We start from the raw sequence: 25,888 nt of genomic DNA, 5'->3' as shown, positions 1-25,888 counted from the left end.
TGCTGGACGCTGCTGGCGAGTCTTTGGATGCACTCGTCATCATGGCACTGATAATAGCTGGCTCCAAAGTCATGGAACAACCTTATCGCCCTGCCCTACTCGATGAACTCCTTGAGATGTTTGCTGTCCTTGAAACCGACTTGGTGGACGTTCCGGTCGTTCAATCGGCGGCTCCCTTCCTTGATGCAGTTGGGGAAGATTTGCGGCGCAAGATCTTCATGACGGAAAACGATTCGGGAGCCAGTCTTTGCCTGCGTCCAGATTTTACTATCCCGATTTGCCTGCACCACTTGAACAGCGGGCTCTCCGCCCAAAAGCGTTATTCTTACTTGGGCACGGTATTCCGCCAGCAGCGGCATGGCCCGAGTGAAATAATGCAAGGAGGAATAGAAGACATTGGTGATGCTAACATTCCGCTGGCTGATGCTCGCGCAATAGCCGATGCGTATGGGATTGCGAAAAGGCTGACCCGGTCTACCGACTTGAGTGCAATTGTCGGTGACCAGGCCATGTTTGAGGCTGTTATCAGGGCTCTTGGTCTGCCAAGCGGCTGGCAAAGACGATTGGTCCGTGCCTTCGGAAATACCGCGCAGATCGAAATTCTGCTTGCGAAGCTCGATGTCGAGACCCCGGCAGCAGGATTCGATCCCGCCGTTAGCGCGATAATTGGCACTCGCGATCAGGAACGACTTTCAGGATACATCGCCACCTTCATGAAAGAGGCGGGCTATACGACCAGCCGGTCGCGCTCACCAAACGAAATAGCATCCCGCTTGCTGGAAAAAATGGAGATGGACGGAACTCGACTCTCACACGCGAATTTGGAGGCGTTGAGGCTTTTTCTGGGGTTGGAAATGCCCCTTGCTGACGCACCGGCCGCGCTCCACAGATTTCTGAGAGACAACGGGCTTATCGTTGACGTCGGGCTCGGAGATTTCGAAACAAGGGTCCAGGCACTCGCCGATACCGACATCGACATGGACCGTGTTTCATATAAAGCCGGATTTGGCCGGCATCTGGACTACTACACTGGATTGGTGTTCGAGATCACCCGACACAAGAATGCAGCTGTTCTTGTAGGAGGGGGCCGATTTGACCGACTCCTGAGCTTCCTGGGATCCGAGACAGATATCCCAGCTGTGGGCTTCTCACTGTGGCCGGAGCTGCTCTATCGCAATGAAACGACGTAAACAGACTCACAAAGGCGTGATTATTGAAACTCCTGTTGAGTAGCTTCGCGAGCGGCTGGCCGCCCTAAACCCGCACACCGAAATCGGATACAGATCCAACCAGCGACAGCCGGCCTGATCGCTGCTTCTCATGCATTATTGTCCTACAGTATTCCTTACTGCGCGACCTGATACACCGTCCTCACGGTCGGCCGGAAACCAAGACTCCGCGCGAGCGATGCGTCAACATGGAGGTACCATGGATTTTGCATTGCCTCGGCTGAGGGTTCCATTTTCTGGCCCACCAGTTCCGCCAGTTCATAGACCGTCGTCGGCCCTTCATCGGATATATTGACGATGCGGCCGCGAGATGTCGGGGTGCGTGCCGATACAGGAAATTCAGCACCCAGCAGTATCGCTTCTCAGTTTCCTATCCTGATTCTGCCGATGTAGCGGCTGACCCAGTCGGTCACGGCGAGAGGCTCGATTCCGTGACGCTTCAGCATTTCTGGGCGCGCGGGATAGCCGACATTCGCCAACCAGACATGTGAACGGGCCACCCTCGTCGGCAGCCCGAGCGCAACAGCCTCATCTACGTCAACGGATGTTACGCTCACCGCTTTTCCGCTGCCGCTTTGGAGCACGCGGGCCAATTCAGCATAGGAGACATAAGCATCGGCAAGCTCAATTTCCGCTCCGTGGAACCGCTGTGGATCGGCGAGCATCTCGGCGCCCGCCCGGCCAATCGTATCATAGGAAACAAACGATAACGGCTGGTCTGGCGGCATGGCGATCAGGATGTCGCCGTTCGTTCCTAGGCGCGGATAGAGGAAGCTGGCGCGCAGCACTAGGTTGTCCAGGATCAGAGCTGGCCGCAGGAAGGCACGGTAGCGAAACGGGGCCGAACGCACCCACCGCTCCTGATTGATCTTCGACGGCCAATAGTCTGGCTTCAGTTCATCCGCGTCATGCCGATAGATCTCTTCCTGTTGGGGCACGCCCGAGACGGTGGAGTGAACATATTGCTCCACCCCTGCGGCAATCGCAGCATCAAGCAGCGTGCGGAACTCCGACAAGGGTGCCCCGTCCTGCTGCATCGAGAAAACACCGCGCACGCCTTCCATGGCGCCCGCAAGAGCGCTTGCGTCGTTGAAGTCGCCAACCGCTAACTCAATGCCGGTGTCCGCCAGCGACCGCGCAGCCTCGCTGTTCAGATCGCGCACGAGCGCGCGCACGCGCAGGCCTCTTTTAAAGGCGTGAGCGGCCACACTGCCGCCCTGACCGCCGGTCGCGCCGGTGATTAGGACAGGGCGAGTATCCGGCTGTTTTGTTTCGTCGATCAGCGAACCCATATCGCCAGCCTCACAACGGATTTCTTGTGTGGCTTGCCAGGCGGTTCTTACCGACAAGGCTTGAAGCGCCTGTTACCAGAATTGTCATAAATCGCCTCCTTTGAGGGATAATTTCTCAAGTTGGTCGGTGGCGGTCCGGAGAACCGCGATTGCGGCAGCGATCGCCCCGGCGTCGAGGCCACCGAAGGCGACCCTACAAATGGCGCCGAGGTCAGGGAGTTCATCCCAAAGCGCCTTTCCCTCTGGGGTGATCTGCAGAAGCTTCTGTCGCTGGTCGACGCGGTCGGGCACCTGCGCAATAAGACCCTTGCCCACCAGTACACCGGCAACGGCGCTCAGAGTCGCACGTTCGACCTGAAGCAGGCGCTGCAGGTCGCGCTGCATGGTCGGCCCTTGCTGGGCCAACCGTTGCAGCACGTACCATTGTGTCGCACCAAGCCCGTAAGGCCGAAGGGCGCTTTCCATCGCGACGCGGGTTGCGAGGTAGCACCGCTTCACCCACGTAGCGATCAAGTCAACGTCGGGAGGTTCGATTTTGTCTGCCACCTGACAATAATGTCAACCGCCAGACAAATGTCAAGGGCTCCTTCATCAGGATAGGAGAGAAGCGCGGCCGCTTTGCGCCTGATCTTATCAAGGCGTTGATCGGGAATATGGATGGTAAATGCCGTCGCCACTCCTTGTGCTCCGATATTGGGCGGCTCGACCGACGTTCGCAGGCAACAGTCGAGTGTTTCTGATCCCCTCTAGGAAGCGGCGTCGTGTTAGGGCGCCTTGTTCAGCCCGGCCTTCTCAGCAGTCTCGAGACTCTTGGGCAGATCGCCCGGCCCCACCGCCGGAGGTCCGTCGGCTGCACCGAATGCCAGAGTGATCAGCAGAAGGTCCTCGTAGAGTTGAAGATGATTGATCTTGCCGTTTTGCACCTTCAGGTGCAGAGCGAACGGAGCTCAAACGACCTGCCATTCCGCGGCTGACCCACGTACCCGGTCTGAAATCAGAAGTCGCCATCGTGCCACGGCTCGCAACCGATGATCTTCTCACGCTGAAAGGCGCGGCTTTAGGCGGCCTTGGTGCCGCGCTAGTTCCGGAGCACTTGGTAGCAGAGGAAGTCGAGACGGGCGTGCTCACCTGGCTCCTACCAGAATGGAAAACGCCCGGCGGCGTTGTACATACGGTGTTCCCATCCAGACGCGGCATGATACCGGCCGTCCGCGCGCTGCTCGACTTCCTGGTGACTAGCTTCGCCTTGCCGCAAATACGGTCAACGATTTGAAATCGGCCCATACGGTGTTGGTGCTTCTCCAGTTTTCCCAGCCGATGCAGGCGTCTTCCGGTTAATCGAAGCGCCAGTTATAACCCTCAGCTACGCGCGTTACGCATCCTGCGGAAGGCATCGGAAAATGCGAACTGAAGCAGATCGCATTCTTGTCCGCCGCATAGTCAAGCGCCCAGCGCCGCGACTGCAAAGACAGTTCGTGGTTTGGATCGAAAACCGACATAAGTTCGGGCTTCAGGACCTGAAGCGGGTGGTGCAGGACGTCGCCGGGGAACAGCGCCTTGGCTCCCCCGCTATCAAGAATGATTGACGCATGGTCCATAGTATGGCCTGGCGTCGCGTGAAATGAGAAGCCAGGAATGACCTCATCTCCGGTCACCTCGATCATATCGGAGAGGCCGGCCTCGACGATGGGCGTAACGCTATCGGCCTGGACCTGAAAACTCGTCCGGTGCCGCTTTGTCAGGTTGGCCGGGTCCGTGAAATAGGCGTATTCTTTCCTTGAGAAGACATGTCTCGCTTTCGGGAAAGTCGGCTGCCAGCGACCGTTGACCAGCATCGTATTCCATCCGACGTGATCCACATGCAAATGCGTATGAAGAACATAATCGACATTCTCCGGCGCAACGCCGACTGCCGCAAGGCGGGAGAGATACGGCGTTTTGATGTGGTTGAAATAGGGTGCGTACGGACGGTCCTTGTCATTGCCCGCGCCCGTATCCACGATAATCGTCTTGCCCTCATGCCAAATGACCCAGCTATGGATGCTCAAGAGCACATGGCGCCCGTCGGTGGTCAGGGCTCCTGACATCTGTCCCGCCAGTCGCTCGTCGTCATCCTGCCATTCCGGCAGCAATCGCTGTGGTGTGAAGGAATCAAGCACGCAGTCCACCACGCAGGCCACGCGCGCGTCGCCTACCGTATAGATGCCCGGTCCGGTCATCGTAGTCTCCTTTCTCCCTTGAACATGGGACTGAATTCATTAGGAATGAACGGTTTGTAGCTTCATTCATTGGTGACTGAGCCTTACGAATGCGCGCTGGCGAGATTCTTGAGCTCAACACCTTCTTGGCCGTTGCCGAGGAAGGGCGCTTCGCATCGGCCGCGGTTCGGTTGGGGGTGACACCCTCGGCAGTCAGCCAATCGATCCGGCGGCTAGAGGCCCGGCTCGGCATCCGGCTGTTCGTCCGAACGACTCGTAGCGTTGCCCTTACAGAAGCCGGGGATGCCCTTGTTCGTCAGGTGAAACCGGCCCTAGATCAGCTCTCGACAGCCGACAGAATGGTTGCGGACCACCAGGGCCACCCGACCGGACGCGCGCGCATAAGCGTGTCGGCGGCGGCGATGGAGTTGCTGATCGCCCCGATCCTTCCGGGCTTCAGGGATGCCCATCCCGATTTCGCCCTCGAGATCGTGGTAGAGGACAGGCTGGCGGACCCGGTGGCGCGGCGCTTGGACGCTGTCATCCGGCGCGGCAATCTGTTGGAAAAGGACATGATCGCGCGTCGCCTGAGCAAGGACGACCGGCTCGTCCTCGTGGCGTCCGAGAGTTATCTGGCTCACGCCGGCCCCTTTACCGATCCGCACCACCTGGCTCGGCACCGCATTCTGATCCGCCGGCCGCGGTCCGGCGCCGGACTGCCCTGGTCGCTCAGTCGCAACCGCGAAACCGTGCGCATTGACGGCGAGGTCAGCCTTACGGTCGACAGCGCAATCGCTGCGCGACAATTCGCAATCGCAGGCCTGGGAATAGCACTCCTCGCGCACGAGTTTGTCGCCGCACAGGTGAAGGCAGGCCTGCTCCATCTGGTCATGCCCGACTGGCAGCAGCCAGTCGCCGGTTTTCATCTGATGTACGTCCACCGCGGCAACCTTCCCTCCCCCTTGTGGGAACTGGAACGGGCAATTCGTCAGCCGGGCCTTTGAGACTGCCTGGCGAAGCGGCGCTATCCCGCGCGACGCAGTCAATCGTTGCAAATCCGAGGACTTCCATCGGCCATTACGGCACCGGAAGTGGTCTCCGATGCGATATTCGTACTAAGCCGACATCGCTTTCGGACCGTAACGGCCTGGCAGCCTCCGGGCTGCCCATCAGAAATCCTCACCCAATACTGTAGACGATGATCCGAATGTCGGGCCTCTCCTCGTAAACGAGCACGCTGAGATGAAAGGTCCGCCAGCCAAAGTTGGCCGAATGCAATTCCTTTCGGCTGTCGCCAATTCGGACGATTTCCGGGTCGCTCCACCACTTCTTCGCAAGAGGAAACGCATCCACTATTTCATCCAGCAAACCACGAAGGATCGGATCCGAGCCGCCGGTAAGGTAGTCATGACGGGCTTTGAGGAACATAAGCCGGGCTGTCGATTGCCAGTCACGCACGCTGTTCCGGTAAGCGTCGGAAAAAAAGACGATGCGAAGAATGTTCGGGTTTTGCTCACCGAACATCGGAAACTGCTCAGACGCCGCCTTGTTGAAGGCCAAGACATCCCACCTTTCGTCGAGAATGTAGGCGGGATCGGAAAGAGCGTTGATCATGGTCAAAAGCCCGACGGGCAACTCTGAAGCCTGCGCTTGAGACCGCCGGGCCACCCGCCCCGCCAAAGCGTAAAGATGTTCCTGCTCGGCACGGTCGAGCCGAAGACCGCGGACCAGGCGACTGAGGAAATCATCGGAAACCTGGATATCGCGCCCTTGCTCGAACCACGTGTACCAGGTGATGCCAACGCCAGCTAAGGTCGCAACCTCCTCCCGGCGAAGACCCTTTGTCCGTCTGCGGGGTCCGGGGTTTATGCCAAGTTCTTCGGGTGAGGCTTGCTCGCGACAATACCGGACGAACTCCGACAACTCGTTTCGCGCCGCTGGTCGTGCCAATCGCTCCGCCGTCATCCTAGCATCCTCAGTTATTACTTTAGTAACAGGATAAAAGTCACATAGTAACACCTTAAGCCTCTCGATATTGTCTTGGCAATGGAGAGAAGTTTATGTCGGTTTCTGTTGTCGGCCTTGGGAAAATGGGGACGGCCATTGTCCCCCACCTTCTCACTCTCGGCGAAGAGGTGAGGGTTTGGAACCGGTCGCCTGCCGCCGTCGAAAAGATGGTCGCTCTGGGCGCAGCTCCGCTGAATGACGTCCGCGCCGCGTTCGCTTCCGAGTTGGTCTTATCCATCCTGTTCGACGATGCCGCCGTTCGCGAGGTCATCACGCACGAGGCAATTGCTTCGGCGACCAGTCGAGAGACTCTGCACGTCTGTCTGTCAACGCTAAGCCCAATCCTCGCCGATGAGCTTACCTTGACGCATCAGAGTTTGGGTATGGGCTATCTGGCTGCGCCGCTGTTCGGACGACCCGAAGCTGTTGAGCAAAAGGCGGCTAATATATGCGTCGCTGGCGACCCCGGGCTGCTTGAGAAGGCACGTCCTTATCTCGAGAGCTTTGGTCGTGTCTGGGCACTAGGCGATGAGCCTCGTCAAGCGAACGTCGCAAAGCTCTGCGGCAACTTCCTGATCGGCGCCGCGATTGCAGCCATGGCGGAAACGACAGGCATACTGAGGGCTGAGAAAGCCGATGCCGGGGCTTTCATGACCCTGATGACAGAGACCATATTTGCGTCGCCAATCTACAAAAACTACGCGCCATCCATCACTGGTGCTCGGCCGCTTCCTGCGAGCGGACTTGCGATGCCGATCAAGGATATGGGGCTGCTGGCGGCGATCTCCGCCGAATATCACTTGAGCAACCGAGTTCTGAAGGCCCTCCGTGAAAGCCTGTCTCAAGCGCAAGACCTGGGCTTTGGAGGCGAGGACTGGTCCACCGCATTGGGACGTTCGGCCCGAATGGCCAGCGCCGTTTCATAGACGATCATCCCTAGAAGTGAGTGCGCACCATGCTAGCAGCCTATTATGATCGGCAAGGGACCGCCGACGACGTCCTTGTGGTTGGAGCAGTTGCCGATCCTGAACCCGGTTTCGGCGAGGTCCGCGTGAGGGTCGCGATCTCCGGGGTCAACCCGACCGATATCAAAGCCAGGAAGGGCTTTGCCGGCGCGCCGATGGCGTATCCTCGCATCATTCCTCATCACGATGGCGCAGGCACGATCGACAAGGTCGGCCCAGGCGTTGCCGAAGCACGGCTGGGAGAACGGGTCTGGCTCTATCGCGCGCAATACGATCGGCCATATGGAACCGCTGCAGAGTTTGTGGTGGTTCCAAGCAACCTGGCGGTGCCTCTGCCGGACAGCGCCTCCTTCGAGACCGGTGCTTGTTTGGGCGTTGCGGCGATTACCGCTCACCGGTGCCTGTTTGCCGATGGAGGTCTCCGCGGGCGACGGGTCCTAGTCCAGGGCGGCGGCGGTGCTGTCGGCACTGCTGCCATTCTGCTCGCAAAGTGGGCCGGAGCATGGGTCGCAGCGACCGTCAGTCGCCCGGAACAGGAGAAGGTGGCACTCGACGCTGGCGCCGACCTAGCCATCAACAGGCATTCCGAAGATGTTGCTGCGGCCATCAGGCATGCGACGAAAGGCGCAGGTGTTGAACGGATAGTTGACGTCGATCTCGCCAAGAATGTCGACGTCGACATCGCATCTTTGGCGCCAGGGGGGATTGTCGCTGCCTATGCCACAGAAGACCCCGCAGCAAAACTGATAATGCCGTTCCGGACAGCGATGTTCGGAAGCTATGTGTTTCGCTTCGTGTTTTTCACCACCATTCCCGACGGGGCATTTCAACGCGCCGTCAAGGAGGTGACGGCGTGCGTTGCCGCAGGTCGCTATCGGCCGCACATCGGCCTCGACATGCCAATGCAGCACATTGCCCAAGCACATGCAGCCCAGGAGTCCGGAAAGATCGTCGGCAAAATTCTTGTCCGGATCGGTGATTGAAAGTGCCGGGCAAAAACGCGCGCATCGGCATGCAACCAGTCAGGACAATACCGGTCGGCGTGGTGGCGGTTGGCAACCTCCGCAGTCAAACAACTCTTAAACATCGGGTAGGAAAACATGGACCATTCTATGGCTGCTTGGCAGCCCCATCTAGGTCAACCACTTCAGTTGGCCCCCATTGAAGTGCCGCAACCCGGTCCGAACGAAATCCTTGTCCGAAACAGGGCAATCGCAATCAATCCGGTGGACTGGTTGCTGCAGGACACCGCGCTGTTCCCATGGCTGGACTATCCCGCGATCCTCGGCAGCGATGTCGCAGGAGACGTCGTTGCCGTCGGCACCAATGTCGACAGGTTTAGGGTTGGCGACCGTGTCCTCGGGCAAGCGGTCGGGGCGACCACAAATCGGCCCGCGCATGGCGCATTTCAGACCTTCACCTTGGTTCTCTCAAACATGGCTTCGAAAATCCCGTCGCAGATTTCCTATGTGGATGCCGCCGTCGTGCCGCTCGGCCTCGGCACTGCGGCTTGCGGTTTGTTTGAGAAGGATCATCTAGGTCTGGAATACCCGTCGCTAACACCCAGAGCGACCGGGAAGACCATCTTGATCTGGGGCGGCTCATCTAGTGTCGGGTGCAACGCAATTCAGCTCGCTGTTGCAGCTGGCTACGAGTGCGTGACGACGGCATCGCCTCACAACATGGATATGGTGAAGAGCCTCGGCGCAACACTGGTGTTCGACCACACCGATGCAAACGTCTTAGATCAGGTGGTGGGAGCTCTGCGCGGGAGAGAATTCGTTGGCGCCCTGCATGCGACAGGGAACATCCAGGATTGCTTTTCTGCAGTCACCGTTTGCGAAGGGAGACGGTTCGTGTCCACAACGCTGCCCCCTCCAACGGACCTAGCGGCTGGCGTCGAAACCAGACTGATCTTCGGGACGAGCCTCAAAGAGAACGAGGTCAGCGAAATCGTGTATGTCGACTTTCTCCCCGATGCGCTCGCCGGAGGGAAATTCCAACCTGCGCCAACGGCGCAGATCGCTGGCCACGGATTGGAGAGCCTCCAAACAGCCCTGCACATTCATAAACGCGGGGTGTCGGGCGCAAAGATAGTGGTGAGCCTTCAGGCATAGGAGACGCCCCGCGGCGAGCGTCCGTCCTCTTGCGCTAGGCACTTCTCGATCCAAGCCCTTGACGATTTCTGGACTGGCATGCCGCTATCTGACGTCCATTGCCTGCCAGAGCAGGCCGGATCTCCTTCGCAGGACTGGGTGCAACTCGGCGATACTGCGGGGTTCTTGTGTCGAGCAGAAAGGTGCGCGCATGACCGGTACTCGCCATCGCCAAGCAGATTTCGAGGACGGTAGCGCGCATCGGCGGAGACGCCGAACTCTTTCCGATCACCGCGCCGCCCGACGGTCTGCTTGACGAAGCCGCTGGCGAGAGCGACCATTCGCAATGGGGCGGAGCAGTCAGCGTGGGCTTTATCCATCAGCGGCGGTTGGCAGCTTGCCATCCGCCAGAACAGGCTTCGGCTCTTGCTTTTTGGATGGGCCTCCTTGCAGCTTGCAGCGCAGATCGCCGCACTGCTTCGCCCGTTCCGGTTCGCGAGCGCTTGACCGCAACGGGGCCGGAATCGGAATGACGGCTTTTGGACTCCCGACTGTCGAAAGCCGTCTTTTGAGGACACCAACGACTGAGATTTCAGAAAACCCGCTGGATCCGCTGTCATTCGCGTTGGCTTAACGGGCTTCGGTTATACTTTCCCGAAGACGGAGGGGGCGCATGTCGGGGCAGTTTGCAATCGGTGTCATCGGCTACGTTTTAGCGGTAAACTTGCTGGCGTACGCCGCTATGGCGTTCGACAAGGCGAGGGCCAAAAACAGTTTACAACGCATTCCCGAGTCGACGCTTCTGAGCCTCGCTATGATCGGCGGTAGCATCGGAACTGTCATCGCGCAGCAAACGATCCGACACAAGACGCGCAAGGAGCCGTTCCGCTCCACGCTTGTTGGTATCGTCCTGCTCCAACTCCTCGCCCTAATCGCACTTATAGTCGGATTGCTCTTTACGGGATCGCCCCAAGCGCTCTGGCAATTCCTTGCATTATGAGGTGAGTTCCTGGGCCGCCTGTGGAATGGCACCTTCGAAGAATGCTACGGCGAAAGCGGCCGCTCCCATTCCTGAGCGTCGGAAATAACCGATCAGATGTCCATCCTCCTTAGATCAGTTAGTAAAGACCCCGTCTCAATGAGTTCTGTTGCCGCAGCAGGGCCGCAAGCAGCGGCGAGATGGGTGTAGCAATGAAGGGAGCGAGCGCCGAGGAAGGCGTATCGAGCAGATTGGATCTAGTAGTCGACGGCAGCGCTATGGGATTTTATCGCGCTTTTGTCGCGTAACCTCTTGAACGGTGATTCCGCAGCGCGAGTGGATGGTTTCTACACCCACATCTGCATTATCCTGGAATAAGAAGGAAGCATGACAACGTTCAGCTCGACCCCACGAACGAGGGACAATGCTGCTTGGGGGGCTGCGCTCAAGGCAGCTCACCGGGCCCGCTACCCTGACATCAAGGCGAGGACCATACGCGCACCAGAACCACGACATCTGAAGCTCGGCGGAGGGCCGGAGCAGCTCGAGATCTGGCTTAGTGACCAGGCGGTGAACACGTTGAACATGCAGCACTCCGCCGGTGCCTTCGACGGTTGGCTTTGGACAATCCGCCATTGGTGTGGAGTGCGTCGCTTCATAATCGAGATTGGCGACGATGTTGTCCTCCCAGCAGCGAACGAGCCCTATAGCCCTCATTCAGGCCGTCTCGTGTTTCGCATACGGATGCTGATCGCGTTACTCGGCAAGGAGGTTGAGATTGGCAATCGCTTGACGTCTTTCATCCAACAGCATCCTTGGCGGCCCGACGTGACGGGTTGGCTCAATGTTAGCGGTTCGGGCCGGAATCGAACGTTCAGCGGCGTATTCCCACTTAGGAGCGAGGACGACTGGGAATTGGCCTTATGTCAGCACCCGCCCTTCGTCGCAGAGCTCGCGCATGCCTTCAATCTTGCCCCGCGTCCAAGTTCCCCTTCGGGCTACGCGCTTTGCCGCCAATTTCCGGTCGGTGTGTTCGATAAGGATCCTCGGAAGAAGAACTGGAGGCTATTCTGCCCCAAGGGCAAGAGCGCAATCGATTTGATCGGCGTCGATCGCACGGGCGCAGTGCATATCTTCGAACTTAAGAAACCCGGCGCGATCGCCGTCGGCGCACTCTCTGAACTGATGTTCTACGCCTGCCTACTGAAAGAGGCGAAGGACGGTAGATTGTCCTTCAGCGCTGGTAATATCGACCCAAACGTGCGCGTTTTCCCGCATGATATTGGGCAAGCGAGTGCAATCAGGGCGCACCTCTTTGTACCGGACATTCATCCGCTTCTCGATGCAGCACTGCTTGCTGAAATAACGGCGCTCGCGCAAGCGCAGGCCTGGGCATTCTCGATCGATGCGCCGAGCATGGCGACGACGGTGCGCTCTCTCCTTCCCCACTTCCGTACAAAGGCAACTAGCGGTCGCTGAGTCTCAGCCTCACCTCCGTCACGAAGGCTGCAAAATAGCGGCTGGTAGCGAAAGATGGTCACCATGTCCGAACGAGCGGTCGGTCCTATGCAGTGCCGGCGGGCCGACGAGTGAAGCATTTGTGGGGCCGTTACCGGCTTGGCGGGTTTCGGCTGGGATTTGCGATAAGCTGCCGTTCTACAGGCGAACCTCGACGTCATCGAGGTTAAGAAGCCTTTCGAAGACAAAATCTTCGGAAATATCCCTACCTCGGAGCTGAGCGGCAGCATCATGCAGCCGAGAAATACCTGTTCCACCTCTCGAAATGGGGCGTGAAAGGCGAGAAGACGCTCACGGCACGGTATGCGGGTGAATTGCCCAAGGGAATGTCGATTCGGATTTCAAACCCGAAAGCCATCATCATCGTCGGTCGCGATCAAAATCGGCGGCGCCGATATGACTGGTGGCCAACTCCTCGACTTCGAGCTCATCAAGAGGAAGTACGCGAACATGATGAAGTCATCACATACGACGATCTGCTGCGTCGGCTGAACAACACCATCGCCGCCCTTAGCAGCGACACCAAAGCTGGGCCGCCCAAGCCGTAATTGTCAGGGCCACATGCTCTCTTGGTTCTGTCGCACCACCTTGAATTCCTCGAACGATCCGCGCGCCATGTAGACGTCGACGCTCGGGTCGTTGACGGCCGCCACCATTTCGGTCCGCGTGCCTTTGTAGCGTGAGCCCACGATCACCTCGCGCAGCGTCATGTTCTCCGAAAGGGGCATGAAATAGTGCATCTCACCATTGATCTCGACGCCGTCGTTGAGCGCGACGAAAGCGCGATATTCTTGCTCGTAGGCCCACCCATCGGCCTTGGTCCGGATTAGACGCTTGATGTCTTCGGGGGTGATTTCATCCAGAATGTTGAGGCCCATGTCTGTGAGCGTCGGACGCTTTTTCACATAGTTGACTTCATAGAATGCCTTTTCAGGCACGTCGAAGCCGAGGACTATACCCTTATGGCTGTCGGCGTAGTGCGCCCACATGAGGGGGCTGTCCCAGTCCTTGCTCATGCAGATCACGCCGTTCTTGACGCTGAGGTGCCTGCGCATTTCTCGCAGTGCCATCCGATCGGCCTTTTCAGACAGCGCCACGCCGATGAATTCATAGTCGTCGTTGAGCTCTTCGATTCGCCCGATCCTGACCCGGCGTTCCAAGATCGAGCGCATTCCGTACTCGGCACCCAAGAATCGATAGAGCTTCATTTCGCGTCCCCCATGCACCCGCGCTATGCTCATGACACTCTTTTGCGTCGATTTTCTCTTTGAGGAGCTGACCCAAGAGCAAATAAGCAACTTGTATGAATCTAAAGAGTACATCTATAACCGCTCGGGGCAGTTCAATCCAAGGATTGAATCGGAGGGAATGCATTGTCGGTTGTGGCGTCGTTACTTACGATCCCCGACGCCGCAGGGGGCGGCAAGGTCGCCATCGAGCGGTTGGATTATCAGACTGCCTGGGGTCTATCGCGGGCGATGGTGCTCCACTCTGGCGGTGAACCATACGCTGTCGGCTTCGAGTTCCATGATGATATCGTCGAGTTGAACGGCTCAGACAGCTCCGACAAGGCTTCCTTCTACCAGGTCAAGACCGACAAGGCCAAAGACTGGACGCTGAACAGGATCGCAGCAAGGAAGAAGGTGAAGGGCGTTCACACCCCTTCGTTTGCATGGCGGATGTTCGAGAACCGGAAGAAGTTTGGCGCGGTCGCACGACGCCTGGTGTTCGTCAGCAACCAGCCGTGTCCGGCGCTCGGGAACGATCACAAGGACTATTCCTTCACGGACGCTCCCAAGAAGGAACTCGAATCCTTCCTCAAATCACTGCAGGCAGAAGACGGCTCGTTCAAGGAAGAGCATTTGAGCCTCTTCAGTTTCTCATACTCGCCGTTCAACCTCGGGAGCTTCGACAAGGCCCTACTTGGCGAGGTCACCACGTTCATCCACGATCAGACGGGCCTCGACAACATCGGCCCGAAGGCGTTCGCTCTCATGCTCGTCGACCAGTGCCGCAGGCGGTCGAGGCAGCTCTCGGACATAAGCGACCTCTCGGCGCTGCTGAAATCGAAGTTTGTGACCCGGGCGGACATGGAGCAGTGGCTCCAGGAATTGAAGGACAAGAATGAGAACCGGGTGCAGTGGTCCGAGGTCTCGGGCTGGTTTGCCAGCATCACCGAGGCACAAGCGATCAAGCCGCACTTCTTCTCCTACGATATCGAGCGCAAGAGCAGGCTTGGCGCGTCTGCCCTGAAGTTCCAAGGCGACGTGAGGAAGCTAGTCGTGCCGCATATGGAAACAGGCAGATCTTTGATGGAGATGCTCGACGCCGCGCTCCCCGAGGTCCGGAAGATCGCATCCCATTGGTCCAGCGACGGGCTCCTGTCCAACGACTACCTGAGGGCAATCATGCTCTACGAGTATTGCTATGTCGGATAGTGCCAGGTTCCGACTCCTCATCCGTAATCTGAGAAAGCGACAGAATGAAAAGCTTGCGCTTCGAGAAGTTAGAGCTCCTGTCGACTATCGAGAAGAAAGCGAAGACGGTGGAGTTCCACCCTCGGCTGACGGTGATCAACGGGGAGAATGACGTCGGCAAATCCTCGGTCATAAAGAGCCTGTACTGGGCGTTCGGCGCATCGACCAAGACCCACCCGTCCTGGAAGAGGGCGAAGGTGAAGGCGCTCGTGACCTTCACCGTCGACGGAAACCGTCATTTTATCGTCCGCGACGGTTCCAGGATCGCGCTGTTCGATAAGGACTCAAAGGTGATGCTGTCGACCACTAGCATCACCTCCGAGCTGGGGCCTGCCTTTGCCGAATTGATGAACTTCCGGCTGGTCCTTACCGACAAGAATGGCTCGTCAGGGACGCCGCCTCCGGCCTTCGCCCTGCTGCCGTTCTACATTGATCAGGACAACGGCTGGGGCCAGACGCTGGAATCATTCGACAACATCCAGCAATACCCCGGCGTCCGCAGAAGTGTCGTCGAGTTCCATTCCGGTATCCGCTCCAACGAATTTTACGAACTGACCGCCGAAAAGCGGAAGGCCATGATCGAACGGGATGAAGTCGGACGCGACAAGAAGGCCGTCGCAAACGCCATCGCAAAGCTGGGCCTGGAACCTGATTTCACTGGTCTTGAACTCAGTAGAGTTGAACATGAGGCTTCCGTCGAGCAACTGCTCGTGCGCTTCCGGACGTTGAGGGACGCACGACAGCGACGTGCCGCAGAGCTAACCGTCCTGGTTGACGAACGCTCGATAGTCCGCGAGCAAATGGAGATCGCAACCGCCGCCGCAAAGGAATTCGACGAGGATTTCCGCTGGGTGTCGAAAGTCGACGACAGCGAGATAATGTGTCCGACCTGCGGTACGGTCCACCAGAACAATTTCGCCAACAAATTTGCCATCGTCGACGACAGCGAGGCATGTTCTGATTTCGTCAGCGACTGTCTCGAACGCATGAGGGTTATCGCATCCCGGGCAAAAGTGATCGAGAACTCCATGCGGGAGACCGACCACACCATGGAGGAGATTTCACGGATCCTGGCACACAAGCGGGGCGACCTCACCCTCGAGGACGTGATCAAGGCCGAAAGCCGGAGGAGCGCCCGGGCTATGTTGGACGCGCAGGTGTCCGAACTTTCGGAACAGATGGCCAGCATCGCAGGCGACATCGCGGCGGCCGATGATAAGCTCAAGGAATTCGAGAAGGGTTCCCGGAAGCGCAAGAAGGAGATCGAGGCTTTTTACGCGGCTGAGATGCTGAGCTTCCTCAAGGCTTTGGCGGTACAGAACATTGATCACGACTCGGTGACGAAGATCGACCGTAAAATTAACGACACAGGCAGCGACCTACCACGCGCGGTCCTGTCGTACCATCTCGCCCTGATGCGAACCATCTTCAAGTTCTCAACGGCTCTCACGGCGCCGATGGTTATCGACAGCCCCAACCAGCAGGACCAGGATGCCGGAAACGTAGCAGCGATGATCTCGCTGATCGTGGAAAGCCGCCCCTGGGACGGACAGACGATCCTTGGGACCGTTTCGCTACACGATCAGGAGATCGTTGACGGCAAGGTCATAACCTTTCACGAGAAGGGTGCCGTGCTCGCCGCTGACAAGTATGACTCCGTAGCGGCCCGCTTCCGACCATTTCTTGACCAGATGACCTAGGGGCGGGAGGACACAGTGAAGCTTGTTCGATTCCGCATCTACAACTTCCGCTCATTCGGCCCCGAAGCGAAGGAAATCACCTTCAACGACACCACTTTCCTGCTCGGGCCGAACGGCGCGGGCAAGACCACTGTACTTCAGGCCCTGGCAAGTATGTTCAGCCTGGACCCCGCGGAGCGCCGGATCCAGAAGTCCGACTTCCATGTCCCATTCGACGAGGATTCCGCCAACGCGCCAGCGTCACGAGTCCTTTGGCTCGAAGCGGATTTCGAGTTCCCGGACCTTGAAGCGAACGGAGACGATGATCCTGCCGTACCCACTCAGTTCACCCACATGCAGCTGATGGGCGAAACCGGGCCTGCCCAAGTACGCTATCGGCTGCTTGCCGAGATGGACGGCGACGAGGACATCGAAGAGCGCTTCACATACGTAATCACCGTCGACGAACATGGGATACCAGCAACCGAAGGCAGGGTATCGAAGCAGGAGCGGAATGCGATCCAGGTACACTACCTTCCTGCCCGCCGTGATCCTGCCGACCACATCTCGTATTCGGCGAACGCCCTTATAGGACGTGCCTTGCGGGCTGCGGACTGGTCGGCGCAAAAGGAGCACATAGGCGACCTCACCCAGCAGATCAGCAGTACGCTTTCAGCGAACGCCGCAATCGATGGCATGACGCATGCGCTTTCCGATCGTTGGAGCGCTCTGCACAAGGGCGATTTCTACAAGGATCCATCGATCTCCTTCGCCCGCAGTGATATCGAACGACTGCTCCGGCATCTCAGCATCGACTTCACACCCGGCCACGGCGAGAACTTGGTCGACTTCTCGCGGCTGAGCGACGGACAGCAATCGCTGCTCTACCTCTCGATCGTACTGGGAATGCACGAGATCGGGATCAAGACCATGGCCGGAGACCTCGACGGCGCCTTCGATGTAGACAAGCTTCGGCCCGCAGTCTTCACCTTAATCGCGATCGAGGAACCCGAGAACAGTCTCTCCCCTCACTATCTTGGGCGCGTCGTGAAGGTGCTAAAAGTGTTCGGGAACGGCGTTGCAGGACAGGCGGTATTGGCAACGCACTCACCGGCCATGATGCGCCGGATTCCTCCCGAATACGTCCGATACCTGAGGTTGGCCTCCGACCGTACGACAATGGTCAGGACCATCAGGTTGCCAGCTACTGGAACGGAGGAAAGGAAGTTCGTTCGCGAGGCGGTCCAGGCGTTCCCCGAATTGTATTTCTCCAGGCTCGTCGTGCTTGGAGAAGGTGACAGCGAAGAAATCGTACTGCCCCGCCTTCTGGCAGCGAAAGAAATCCTTGCCGACGATGCGTCGATCTCTGTGGTCCCGTTGGGCGGCCGGCACGTGAACCATTTCTGGCGACTGCTGAGCGGCCTGGGGATCCCGTTCGTGACCTTGCTGGATCTCGATGCCGGTCGCTATCAGGGCGGATGGGGAAGGATACGGAACGCCGCCAACAAGCTTTCCGACTACGGACTGGCGCCGGAGGGTGAGATGGACGGAATTTCCTTAGCCTCGATACCCACGTGGAATAGCAACGACTCCGTCGTCTCCGACGATAAGGGATGGCTCGCGCGGCTCGAGGGACACGACGTGTTCTTCTCGGCTCCGCTCGATCTTGACTTCATGATGATGACTGCGTTCCGCGACCAATACGACATCGCCGAGGCAGACCTCGAAGCTCCGGATGCGACCACGATCACGCAGGTTATCGGAAAGTCGCACGGAAACACCCACGACTATGTCGCGGCGGAGCTTTCCTACTTCGATGCCTATCATTCCAAGTTCCAGCTCGGAAGCAAACCTTCATCTCATATCGAGGCGATGGCGAGCCTCACCGACGAGCAACTCCGCGACGACATGCCGGACGTCCTCGAACGGCTTCTCGAACGCGTGAGGACAATGCTGGGAAATCTTCCTGAATGATCCGTGCGGAACATTGGAAACCTTCGGACGGATTCATTCTGGAACCCAATGCCCTGGCGGCAGCAACAGAGACCGAAGCCAACCTAGCGCTCACTGCCGGACCGGGAGCCGGCAAGACGGAGATGCTTGCGCAACGCGCCGACTTTCTCCTGCGCACGCGAAGCTGCAGATACCCAAAGCGACTCCTTGCGATCTCCTTCAAGCTCGACGCCAGCACGAACCTCAAGGCGCGCGTGAGGCGCCGGTGCGGCCACCAGCTTGCGGGACGCTTCGACAGCTTCACATTCCATGGCTTCGCGCTCCGCATAATCCAGCAGTTCCGGCTCGCGCTTACCGGGCAGGACGTACTGGCTGCGGACTTCTCCGTCGGGCCGGCTCGCATCCAGGGCCAGTCGATTACATTCAGCGACATGATCCCTCTTGCGAAGACGATCGTCGAGGGCAGCGTGATCGCGCGGAACGCGCTGAGGAAAACATACAGCCAGGTATTCTTGGACGAGTTCCAGGACTGCACCGATCTCCAGTACGGCCTCATTAGGGCCTGTTTCCTTGGAACCGGCTCGCAACTCGTAGCCGTAGGGGATGTCAAGCAATCCATTATGGGTTTCGCCGGCGCGATGGACGGCATCTTCGAGGCCTACACCGAAGATTTCCACGCTACGACCCTCCACCTCTACCAGAACTTCAGGTCCGCGCCCGTATTGCGCCGAATGCAGAACGCAATGGTAAAGGTGATGGATGCGGACGCAGCCGTCGACGACTGCGATATCGTGGGCGAAGAGGGGGAGATTGAGGTCCTCGGCTTCCAGGATGATGCAGAGGAAGCGACGACGCTCGCTGCGCGCATTCAGACCTGGATTGACGAGGGCGAGAATCCGTCAGAGATCGCGATACTGATATCAAGGCGCGAGGATCTCTATGGTCGTAAGCTGCGTCAGGCGCTGCGGGACGCGCACATCGCCTTCCGTGTCGAAGATCAGTCCCAGAGCACGGGAGCCGAGCCAGCATGCGTGTTGCTGACAGACCTGCTTCTCGTAACGGTCGGAGGCCCGCATCCCGAGGCCTTCAAGCGATTGCTGGATTTGGTCGTTTACGGTCAGGACCTCGATGAAGATGACGAGTACCGAGCGCGCGGCAAATGGAACGCCTTCGTCGACGAAACAAGAAAACGGATTAGATTGGGGCAGCTTGACCTGGCCGCACGGGATGCGCTGGCCGCGCTCGCGCAGGCCCTCGTTTCTGCTCTCGGCAGGGAAACAGTTGTGGCGCTTTCTCCCGAGTATGCCCGGGCCGGAAGGCTTGAGGAGGTTATCGGCACATGTGTGGACCTCCTGCATGAGCAGTTGGCCGCCGAGCCCAACATCGTCAAGGCACTCAAGGCCTTTTCGACCGACCGGGCCGTAAGGGTGATGACGATCCACAAAAGCAAGGGTCTCGAATTCCGAACGGTCATAGTGCTCGGGGTCGAAGAGCAGACCTTCTGGGGCAACGCCGACACTGAGCGCCGGGCATTCTTCGTCGCCTGTTCGAGGGCGAAGGAGCGACTGTTCCTTACCACCTGCAGCACACGTACCCGCCCGGCGGGCGCAGGGAACTGGTCCGTCAACCGAGTTCCGCACGCCGAGTTCCTGGCCTATACGGAGTCCGAACCCGAAGAGCCTCCGCTCACTCTCTTCTGAATGTCATCGTCGGTGGCGCAGGCGCGAACTTCCGCGGGATCGACAGCAAGGTCCGCTTTCAGGCACCACGAAAATGTGCCTCTACGACCGAGATTAGGCGCTAAGCAGTCATCGCCTGACGCGGTTGGAGCATTTTTTCGGCCATCGGTCGCTGCCAACGCTACGCTGGGGTGCTCCCGACGCCTCGGCAGTAACCAGCGCGGTGGCGGGCCGAAAGGATTCGACCGTGTTCCCTCAGCCTTCGGAGGGCCCTGCTGGTTGATCCTGCCCGGAGCATCAGACTTAATGATCGCGCTTCCCTCCGGCCTTTTTCTAGCCGGCAGCCCGAGACGGTCCTACCGTGGTCAGAACCCCCTTTCAGTCCTGCGCGAAGTCAGCGTAGAGATGCGTGAGGCACCGGTATCGACAAATGTTCTCAATGAAGATTGCCTTGTCGATCCGAGCGTAGGAGGTCGTCTCCGTTCATCATTCGCGGGCACGACCATCCCAACCAAGCTTTGGTTTGAGGTAGAAGATGACGGAACCACTGTATCTGAAACCGGAGGAAGTGATCGAACGTTTTCGCGGCGCGATCTCGACCGGGACATTGGCCAACTGGCGAGCAATGCGCGTCGGGCCGGCTTTCGTGAAGATTGGAAAGTCCATCGTCTATCCCGTGGCCGACCTAAACCAGTGGGCGAATGAGCAAACCGTTAAGTGCCGCGCGACAAATCGACTCAACGGGAAGGAACATGAGCAATCGTGAACCTCCTCGAATAGAGCTCCCTACACACCCCAGAAACCGCCCTCACCAACTTCGCCATCAAAATTTTCACGTTAACTATCAAGTAGATACGGAGTGGCCACGGGTGGTCCACAATCACCCCTCCGGCGACCCGACGCCGTCGCGTGCCGATATCGAGATGACGAAAGAGATCATCGAAGCCGCCAAGCGGCTGGGCATTTCCGTGCACGACCACATCATCATCGGGCGAAAGGGCTATTCCAGCATGAAGGGCCTGCTGCTGATCTAGATCTTGTATTCGCGAGACGGCAACGCCACGGCGCTGGCGATTATCCTGGCCGGAATTTGAAATCATTCAATTGTGGAAAGAACGATGCTGATGCCGCGCACTCGCGGATCAATCTTCCAGTGGCGACAGCCCAAAAGATCGCCACTCTTCTAAAATCAAGGCCGATCGGTCTTGCAGCTGCCGGCAATCTGGCTGACCGCCTCGTCGAAGCCGGCGAGGTCGAAATCGGCTTGGCCACGCCCCGACAACAATCCGAAGCGCCATGACAGCAGCAGGCGGTTTGCCGGAACGAGGCGCTTGATGCCATCGGCGCCGTCGTGCATCAGCTGCCTGCCGCGCGTGCCGACCGACCAGCTCTCGTCGAATTTGCCGGCGCCGTCGATGGTCACCGACATGGTGATCTTCCGGCTGGCGGAGACTGCGTCGTTCAATTGCAGCCATTCGGTCCAGGCCGGCTCGCCGTCAGCCCGGCAAGCGATGGTCAGCACCGGGCTGTAGCTCAGCGCGCCGCCGCCGGTGATCAGCTTGTTGGTGGCATAGACCGACGCCGTGACGAGGCCGTCATTGGCCGTGTCAAAACGCCAATTCTCCGTACCGGCCCCGGCAGCGCCGCAGGTCAAGGCAAGGAAAAGCACCGTGGCGGCAGCGCGCCTCATTCCCACGAACACCCCCAACGACATCACCAATTACCTCTGGCCTTCCAACCAACCAGATAATGATCAAGGCTTCGTATCGCCACCGGTGCCCATCAGGAACGAATCCGATGTTGCAGTTTGGCAACGAAAAAAGGCCGCCCGGAGGCGGCCTTTCGGAATTCGCTGCAATGAGCGGCCTATTCGGCGTCCTTGGCGGCCTTCTTTTTCGGCGCGGCCTTTTTCTTCGGCTCTTCCGTCTCGTCAGCGGCATCGCTTGCCTTGGCTTCGGCCTTCTTCGACGCGGCTTTCTTGGCCGGCTTCGCCTTGGCCTTGGTCTCGTCTTCCTCGTCGTCGGCCATCAGCTCTTCCTTGCTGACCTTGACGTCGGTGACCGAGATCTGTTCGAGCAGGTGGTCGACAACCTTCTCCTCGAACATCGGCGCCCTCAGCGCGTTGAGCGCCTCGGGATTGCTGCGATAAAACTCGAAGGCTTCCTGCTGCTGGTTGGCCGGGAAGCGGCGAACCTGCTCGAACAGGCCGCGCTGCAGTTCCTCGTCCGAAACCGTGACGCCGGCCTTCTCGCCGATCTCGGCCAGCACCAGGCCAAGGCGCACGCGGCGCTCGGCAAGGCGCATGTATTCGGCGCGCGCTTCTTCCTCGGTCGTCTCTTCGTCGGCGAAGGTGCGGCCGGCGGCTTCCAGGTCGCGGTTGACCTGCGCCCAGATGTTGTTGAACTCGGCTTCGACGAGCTTCGACGGCGCTTCGAACGAATAGGCCGCATCGAGCTGGTCGAGCAGCTGGCGCTTGACCTTCTGGCGCGTCATCGAACCGAACTGGTTCTCGATCTGGCCGCGCACGATGTCACGCAGGCGCTCGAGCGATTCCAGGCCAAGGTTCTTGGCGGTCTCGTCGTTGATTTCGAGCTCGCCGGGCTTCGACACTTCCTTGACGGTGACCTCGAAGGTCGCTTCCTTGCCGGCCAGATGCGCCGCCTGGTAGTTTTCCGGGAAGGTCACGGTGATCTGCTTCTCGTCACCGGCCTTGGCGCCGATCAGTTGATCCTCGAAGCCCGGAATGAACTCCTTGGAGCCCAGCACCAGCGGCTGGTCGTTGCCGGCGCCGCCAGCGAAAGCCTCGCCGTCGATCTTGCCGACATAGTCGATCGTGACGCGGTCGCCTTCGACGGCCTTGCCGGTCTTCGGCTCGTAGCTGCGCGCCGATTCGGCGACGCGCTTGACCTGGTCGTCGATTTCCGAATCCGGAACGTCGAACACCTGGCGCGTCACCTTGATGTCGGAGAAATCCTTGATCTCGATCGCCGGAATGACCTCATAGTTGAGGCGGAACTCGAAGTCGGCGCCTCCGGCCAGGATCTTCTCGGCTTCCTTCTCGTCCTCGGTCATGATGACCTCAGGCTGCATGGCGGCCTTTTCGCCGCGCCCGGTGATGATCGAGCGGGTCGAGTCGTTGAGGATCTCGTTGACCACTTCGGCCATGAACGACTTGCCATAGACCTTGCGCAGGTGCTGCACCGGCACCTTGCCCGGACGGAAGCCGTTGATGCGGACCTTGTTGCGGGCGTCCGACAGCCGCGCCATCAGCTTGGCTTCCATATCACCGGCCGGCACGGTGATCTTGATCTCGCGCTTGAGACCGGAATTGAGAGTTTCGGTGACCTGCATCGTAAAACCTTTGTTTTCACCAATGAGGCTGCCATACGGCTCCCTGCCGTTCACAGCCTGCCGGTAATTCTTGCCGGGAATGGCTTTTGGTACGGAACCTGGCGATTTGACCGGAAATACGGCTCAAACTCTCCCAAACTGCGTTCCAAAATGTGAATAAGTTCTTGTTTTTCCTACTTCTTATCACATCTTGTAGAAGCGGATCGTCGCGTTCCGTCACATTTGACACGCCTTTTGTCACAGGCGAGCCTAATTTTCAACAGTCTTCGCGTTTAGGCGAATAACCAACATTCCGGCCCTGAGCCGACATCTTGTCTCCGACATTGACAGAATGATGGCTACATGGGATTGCCGGGCCACGCGGGTATGGCGGAACTGGTAGACGCACCAGATTTAGGTTCTGGCGAGAGATCGTGGGGGTTCGAGTCCCTCTACCCGCACCACTTTTTCGCGCTTTGAGCGTCGGGTGGCAGGCCACCCGACGCTCGCTAGACGAAGGAGCGTCCTGCGAGACCTGGCGAAGAGGACCGGCGTCGTTATCGCGCGTGCCACGGCCTAATAAAGCGGCTCCTCGAAAAGCGTCTTGTCGCCATCCATCAGCGCCTTGATCTGCGCCGTGCCGTCGGCGGCGAGCGCCAGCTTGATCCCGAACGGGCGCACCCGCATGTCGCTCTGGATCGCCATCCCCTCGCCTTCGGGCAGATAGAAGCGCTCGATGCCGTAATCCGGGGCGATCGTCATGCCTTCGCCGCGAAGGTCCCAACCTGCGGCGACATGGCCCGAAATGTCGGCTTCGTCCGCGGCGGCCGGCGTCGGCGCCGTGCCGAACCAGGCGGCGGTCGGCGTCCAGTAGCCGTCGGCGCCCTTCTTCAGCCGGACCACGATCGAGGTGTCGTCGCTGGACTGTTTGTCGGACGCAATGTTGGCGATCATTTTCACCGGTATGCGCGAGATGTCATAGCCGAGGACGATATAGTCGCCGCGCAGCAAGTCGCGCGGATCGACTGGTTCGATCTTCAGCAGCACTTCCTTGCCGTTACGCAGGATCGCCGCCCGGCTGGCGATGATCCAACTGAGAAAACCGAGTTGGACGAGCGCCAGCACCAGCGCCGAGATGACAAGCCTCTTCCCGGTCATCATGCCGTGGCTCCCCCAATGGCCGGACCCTTCATGCGTTTTTCGACGCGGATGATGACGATCGCAAGCACGCCGAGCAGCAACGCGGCGGCAAGGAAGAAGCCGGCGGTGTCGAGCATCGACTGAAGCGTCACGACATAAATCATGGCGAGTTCGAAGGCGAAGCCGAGATAGGCCAGCCAGCGCAGGCCACGGCTCTCACGGCCTGCGAACACGACTGCCGCGACGATCCCCGCCAATGCGACGACCGAAGCGATGGCGAAACCGCTGTTGTAGGTGCTCTCGCCAGCCAGTTCGAACTGGATGATGGCCAGGCCGGTGAGGAAGCCAAGCAGCGCGTGCAGGGGCAAACGACCGCCGAGTTGCACGATCCTGTCGACCGGTTCCGGCGCAAGGGCGGCAGCAGCAAAAAGCGCGACAGAGACGATGACCAGAGGGATCGCTACCGGCAGCGTCGCGTGATCCATGGCCAGGAGCACCAGATAGAAAAGCAGCGACAGGATGATCAGATGCCGCGCCGGCTGGCTGCGGGTCCAGAACGAAACAGCAAACAGCACCACCGCCATGACGACGAAGGCGTGCGGAAACTCGCTGCGGCTGTAATAGTCGAACCCTTTCAGGAACAGCCAGGCGTCGGCGATGCCGATCGCTGCCACGGTCAGCGCGTTGGAGCGCAGCGCAACCGCCGCCAATGCCGTGCCGGCGCCCCAGGTGACCAGGGCGGAAGCCTCGTCGCCGGACAAATTGTACATCTGCCCGATCAGCGCGATCGAAGCGCCGAACGCGGCCGCCGCCACGATCCACAGGGCTTCGCCGATCGCCGCATGGTCGCGCGTCTTCAGCACCGCCCCGCCGACATAGCCGCCAAGGATAACGGCGAACAGCGCGGCCACCCGCGCCAGCCGCGGGATCGCTTCCCAATTGGCGGCGACGAAGATCAGGATGGCCGCTCCAAAGAGCAGGGCCGCCATCATCGCGAGGATCGAGCCGAAGCTGAGCGACTGGCGGGCGTTGGCGTCGACGTCACGGACCAGGGAATCGGCTGTGGCGGCGTCGATCAGGCCTGCCTGCCGCCACCGCGCGATATCGGACCTTAGTCGTGATGAATAGCCCGCCATTCCCCTTCTCCCCCAGTTGGTCTTTTTTCAGCCGATCAGCCCAAACCGTTGACGTCACGGCACTTTCTGATTTCTGGCTTCTTTGTGTCAGGTCGGTGAAGCCGCGTTAATGTTGCATTGCACAATTTGCATTGCTGCCATGCAGCCATAGCGCTTTTAAATCGATATGGGTCCCCCTACTTATGGTTCGTACACAAACGGAATGATCCG

At 59.1% G+C, this 25,888-nt stretch carries 23 protein-coding genes, 1 tRNA gene and 1 pseudogene; 16 read left to right on the top strand and 9 right to left on the bottom strand.

All coding sequences use genetic code 11. The features are described from left to right. Positions 1 to 41 precede the first annotated feature (41 nt). Positions 42 to 1,190 carry an ATP phosphoribosyltransferase regulatory subunit gene (locus tag LB554_RS20370; RefSeq protein ID WP_318013215.1) on the top strand — a complete coding sequence of 383 codons (1,149 nt, stop codon included), beginning with the start codon at positions 42 to 44 and terminating at the stop codon, positions 1,188 to 1,190. Between the two features lie 401 nt (positions 1,191 to 1,591). Here LB554_RS20370 and LB554_RS20365 read toward each other — a convergent pair whose 3' ends face one another. Continuing rightward, positions 1,592 to 2,521, bottom strand: coding sequence for an NmrA family NAD(P)-binding protein (locus LB554_RS20365; protein WP_224586512.1), 930 nt, complete (start codon positions 2,519 to 2,521; stop codon positions 1,592 to 1,594). Positions 2,522 to 2,605: 84 nt separating this feature from the next. Continuing rightward, entirely contained in the window at positions 2,606 to 3,067 is a 462-nt protein-coding gene (locus tag LB554_RS20360) for a MarR family winged helix-turn-helix transcriptional regulator (protein ID WP_224586511.1), read from the bottom strand. 463 nt (positions 3,068 to 3,530) lie between these two features. On the opposite strand from LB554_RS20360, the gene LB554_RS29650 reads away from it, so the two are divergent. After that, positions 3,531 to 3,794, top strand: a complete 264-nt coding sequence (locus tag LB554_RS29650; protein ID WP_224586510.1) for a LysR substrate-binding domain-containing protein — start codon at positions 3,531 to 3,533, stop codon at positions 3,792 to 3,794. Positions 3,795 to 3,855: 61 nt separating this feature from the next. Here the strand turns inward: LB554_RS29650 and LB554_RS20350 are convergent, their stop codons facing one another. Continuing rightward, positions 3,856 to 4,740: an MBL fold metallo-hydrolase gene (locus tag LB554_RS20350; RefSeq protein WP_224586509.1), complete on the bottom strand. Its 885-nt coding sequence runs from the start codon at positions 4,738 to 4,740 to the stop codon at positions 3,856 to 3,858. 89 nt (positions 4,741 to 4,829) lie between these two features. Here LB554_RS20350 and LB554_RS20345 point away from each other — a divergent pair, with 89 nt between their 5' ends. Next, a complete protein-coding gene (locus tag LB554_RS20345; RefSeq protein ID WP_224586507.1) occupies positions 4,830 to 5,723 on the top strand; it encodes a LysR family transcriptional regulator in 894 nt (297 codons plus the stop codon). Positions 5,724 to 5,898: 175 nt separating this feature from the next. Here LB554_RS20345 and LB554_RS20340 read toward each other — a convergent pair whose 3' ends face one another. Continuing rightward, positions 5,899 to 6,684 (bottom strand): helix-turn-helix domain-containing protein, encoded by a 786-nt coding sequence (locus LB554_RS20340; protein WP_224586505.1) that lies wholly within the window; start codon positions 6,682 to 6,684, stop codon positions 5,899 to 5,901. Between the two features lie 95 nt (positions 6,685 to 6,779). Here LB554_RS20340 and LB554_RS20335 point away from each other — a divergent pair, with 95 nt between their 5' ends. The 6 genes from LB554_RS20335 (at position 6,780) to LB554_RS20310 (ending at position 12,832) form a co-directional block, all read left to right on the top strand. After that, positions 6,780 to 7,652 carry an NAD(P)-dependent oxidoreductase gene (locus LB554_RS20335; protein ID WP_224586503.1) on the top strand — a complete coding sequence of 291 codons (873 nt, stop codon included), beginning with the start codon at positions 6,780 to 6,782 and terminating at the stop codon, positions 7,650 to 7,652. Between the two features lie 29 nt (positions 7,653 to 7,681). Further along, complete coding sequence (locus tag LB554_RS20330) at positions 7,682 to 8,674, top strand: NADPH:quinone reductase (protein WP_224586501.1); 993 nt, start codon at positions 7,682 to 7,684, stop codon at positions 8,672 to 8,674. A gap of 129 nt (positions 8,675 to 8,803) precedes the next feature. Further along, the gene (locus LB554_RS20325; protein WP_224586500.1) at positions 8,804 to 9,808 is read left to right on the top strand and encodes a zinc-binding alcohol dehydrogenase family protein; all 1,005 of its coding nucleotides are present in this window, start codon (positions 8,804 to 8,806) and stop codon (positions 9,806 to 9,808) included. Positions 9,809 to 10,460: 652 nt separating this feature from the next. Then, complete coding sequence (locus LB554_RS20320; protein WP_224586499.1) at positions 10,461 to 10,787, top strand: DUF1294 domain-containing protein; 327 nt, start codon at positions 10,461 to 10,463, stop codon at positions 10,785 to 10,787. Between the two features lie 558 nt (positions 10,788 to 11,345). Continuing rightward, positions 11,346 to 12,245, top strand: a complete 900-nt coding sequence (locus LB554_RS20315) for a hypothetical protein (protein ID WP_224586496.1) — start codon at positions 11,346 to 11,348, stop codon at positions 12,243 to 12,245. 311 nt (positions 12,246 to 12,556) lie between these two features. Beyond that, positions 12,557 to 12,832 carry a Shedu anti-phage system protein SduA domain-containing protein gene (locus tag LB554_RS20310; RefSeq protein ID WP_318013214.1) on the top strand — a complete coding sequence of 92 codons (276 nt, stop codon included), beginning with the start codon at positions 12,557 to 12,559 and terminating at the stop codon, positions 12,830 to 12,832. A 3-nt stretch (positions 12,833 to 12,835) separates the two neighbouring features. Here LB554_RS20310 and LB554_RS20305 read toward each other — a convergent pair whose 3' ends face one another. Beyond that, positions 12,836 to 13,492 (bottom strand): DUF2971 domain-containing protein, encoded by a 657-nt coding sequence (locus tag LB554_RS20305; RefSeq protein ID WP_224586494.1) that lies wholly within the window; start codon positions 13,490 to 13,492, stop codon positions 12,836 to 12,838. A gap of 174 nt (positions 13,493 to 13,666) precedes the next feature. On the opposite strand from LB554_RS20305, the gene LB554_RS20300 reads away from it, so the two are divergent. From LB554_RS20300 to LB554_RS20275, 6 genes and pseudogenes are all read left to right on the top strand, one after another. Next, positions 13,667 to 14,722 carry a dsDNA nuclease domain-containing protein gene (locus LB554_RS20300; RefSeq protein WP_224586698.1) on the top strand — a complete coding sequence of 352 codons (1,056 nt, stop codon included), beginning with the start codon at positions 13,667 to 13,669 and terminating at the stop codon, positions 14,720 to 14,722. Between the two features lie 53 nt (positions 14,723 to 14,775). Continuing rightward, positions 14,776 to 16,461, top strand: a complete 1,686-nt coding sequence (locus LB554_RS20295; RefSeq protein ID WP_224586493.1) for a hypothetical protein — start codon at positions 14,776 to 14,778, stop codon at positions 16,459 to 16,461. A 15-nt stretch (positions 16,462 to 16,476) separates the two neighbouring features. Continuing rightward, entirely contained in the window at positions 16,477 to 18,414 is a 1,938-nt protein-coding gene (locus LB554_RS20290) for an ATP-dependent nuclease (protein ID WP_224586491.1), read from the top strand. Then, positions 18,411 to 20,093 carry an ATP-dependent helicase gene (locus LB554_RS20285; protein WP_224586489.1) on the top strand — a complete coding sequence of 561 codons (1,683 nt, stop codon included), beginning with the start codon at positions 18,411 to 18,413 and terminating at the stop codon, positions 20,091 to 20,093. Before LB554_RS20290 ends, LB554_RS20285 begins: the two co-directional genes overlap by 4 nt. A 514-nt stretch (positions 20,094 to 20,607) precedes the next feature. Continuing rightward, complete coding sequence (locus tag LB554_RS20280) at positions 20,608 to 20,838, top strand: DNA-binding protein (protein WP_224586487.1); 231 nt, start codon at positions 20,608 to 20,610, stop codon at positions 20,836 to 20,838. A 103-nt stretch (positions 20,839 to 20,941) separates the two neighbouring features. Beyond that, positions 20,942 to 21,106, top strand: a pseudogene (locus LB554_RS20275) (JAB domain-containing protein); the annotation flags it as partial. Between the two features lie 155 nt (positions 21,107 to 21,261). On the opposite strand, the gene LB554_RS20270 reads toward LB554_RS20275, so the two are convergent. Continuing rightward, entirely contained in the window at positions 21,262 to 21,762 is a 501-nt protein-coding gene (locus LB554_RS20270; protein ID WP_224586485.1) for a hypothetical protein, read from the bottom strand. A 176-nt stretch (positions 21,763 to 21,938) separates the two neighbouring features. Next, positions 21,939 to 23,423, bottom strand: a complete 1,485-nt coding sequence (gene tig / locus LB554_RS20265; RefSeq protein WP_140723678.1) for a trigger factor — start codon at positions 23,421 to 23,423, stop codon at positions 21,939 to 21,941. 360 nt (positions 23,424 to 23,783) lie between these two features. Here tig and LB554_RS20260 point away from each other — a divergent pair. After that, positions 23,784 to 23,866: transfer RNA gene (locus LB554_RS20260), tRNA-Leu, on the top strand. Positions 23,867 to 23,978: 112 nt separating this feature from the next. On the opposite strand, the gene LB554_RS20255 is transcribed toward LB554_RS20260, so the two are convergent. Both LB554_RS20255 and LB554_RS20250 read right to left on the bottom strand, forming a co-directional pair. Further along, positions 23,979 to 24,563 carry a GDYXXLXY domain-containing protein gene (locus LB554_RS20255; protein WP_015317553.1) on the bottom strand — a complete coding sequence of 195 codons (585 nt, stop codon included), beginning with the start codon at positions 24,561 to 24,563 and terminating at the stop codon, positions 23,979 to 23,981. Then, on the bottom strand, positions 24,560 to 25,678 hold the full coding sequence (locus LB554_RS20250) for a DUF2157 domain-containing protein (RefSeq protein WP_224586483.1): 1,119 nt from the start codon (positions 25,676 to 25,678) through the stop codon (positions 24,560 to 24,562). Before LB554_RS20250 ends, LB554_RS20255 begins: the two co-directional genes overlap by 4 nt. Positions 25,679 to 25,888 lie beyond the last annotated feature (210 nt).

This window comes from Mesorhizobium sp. CO1-1-11 (assembly GCF_020164995.1).
Lineage (GTDB): Bacteria > Pseudomonadota > Alphaproteobacteria > Rhizobiales > Rhizobiaceae > Mesorhizobium > Mesorhizobium australicum.
This window is presented reverse-complemented; position numbering and strand designations above follow the sequence as displayed.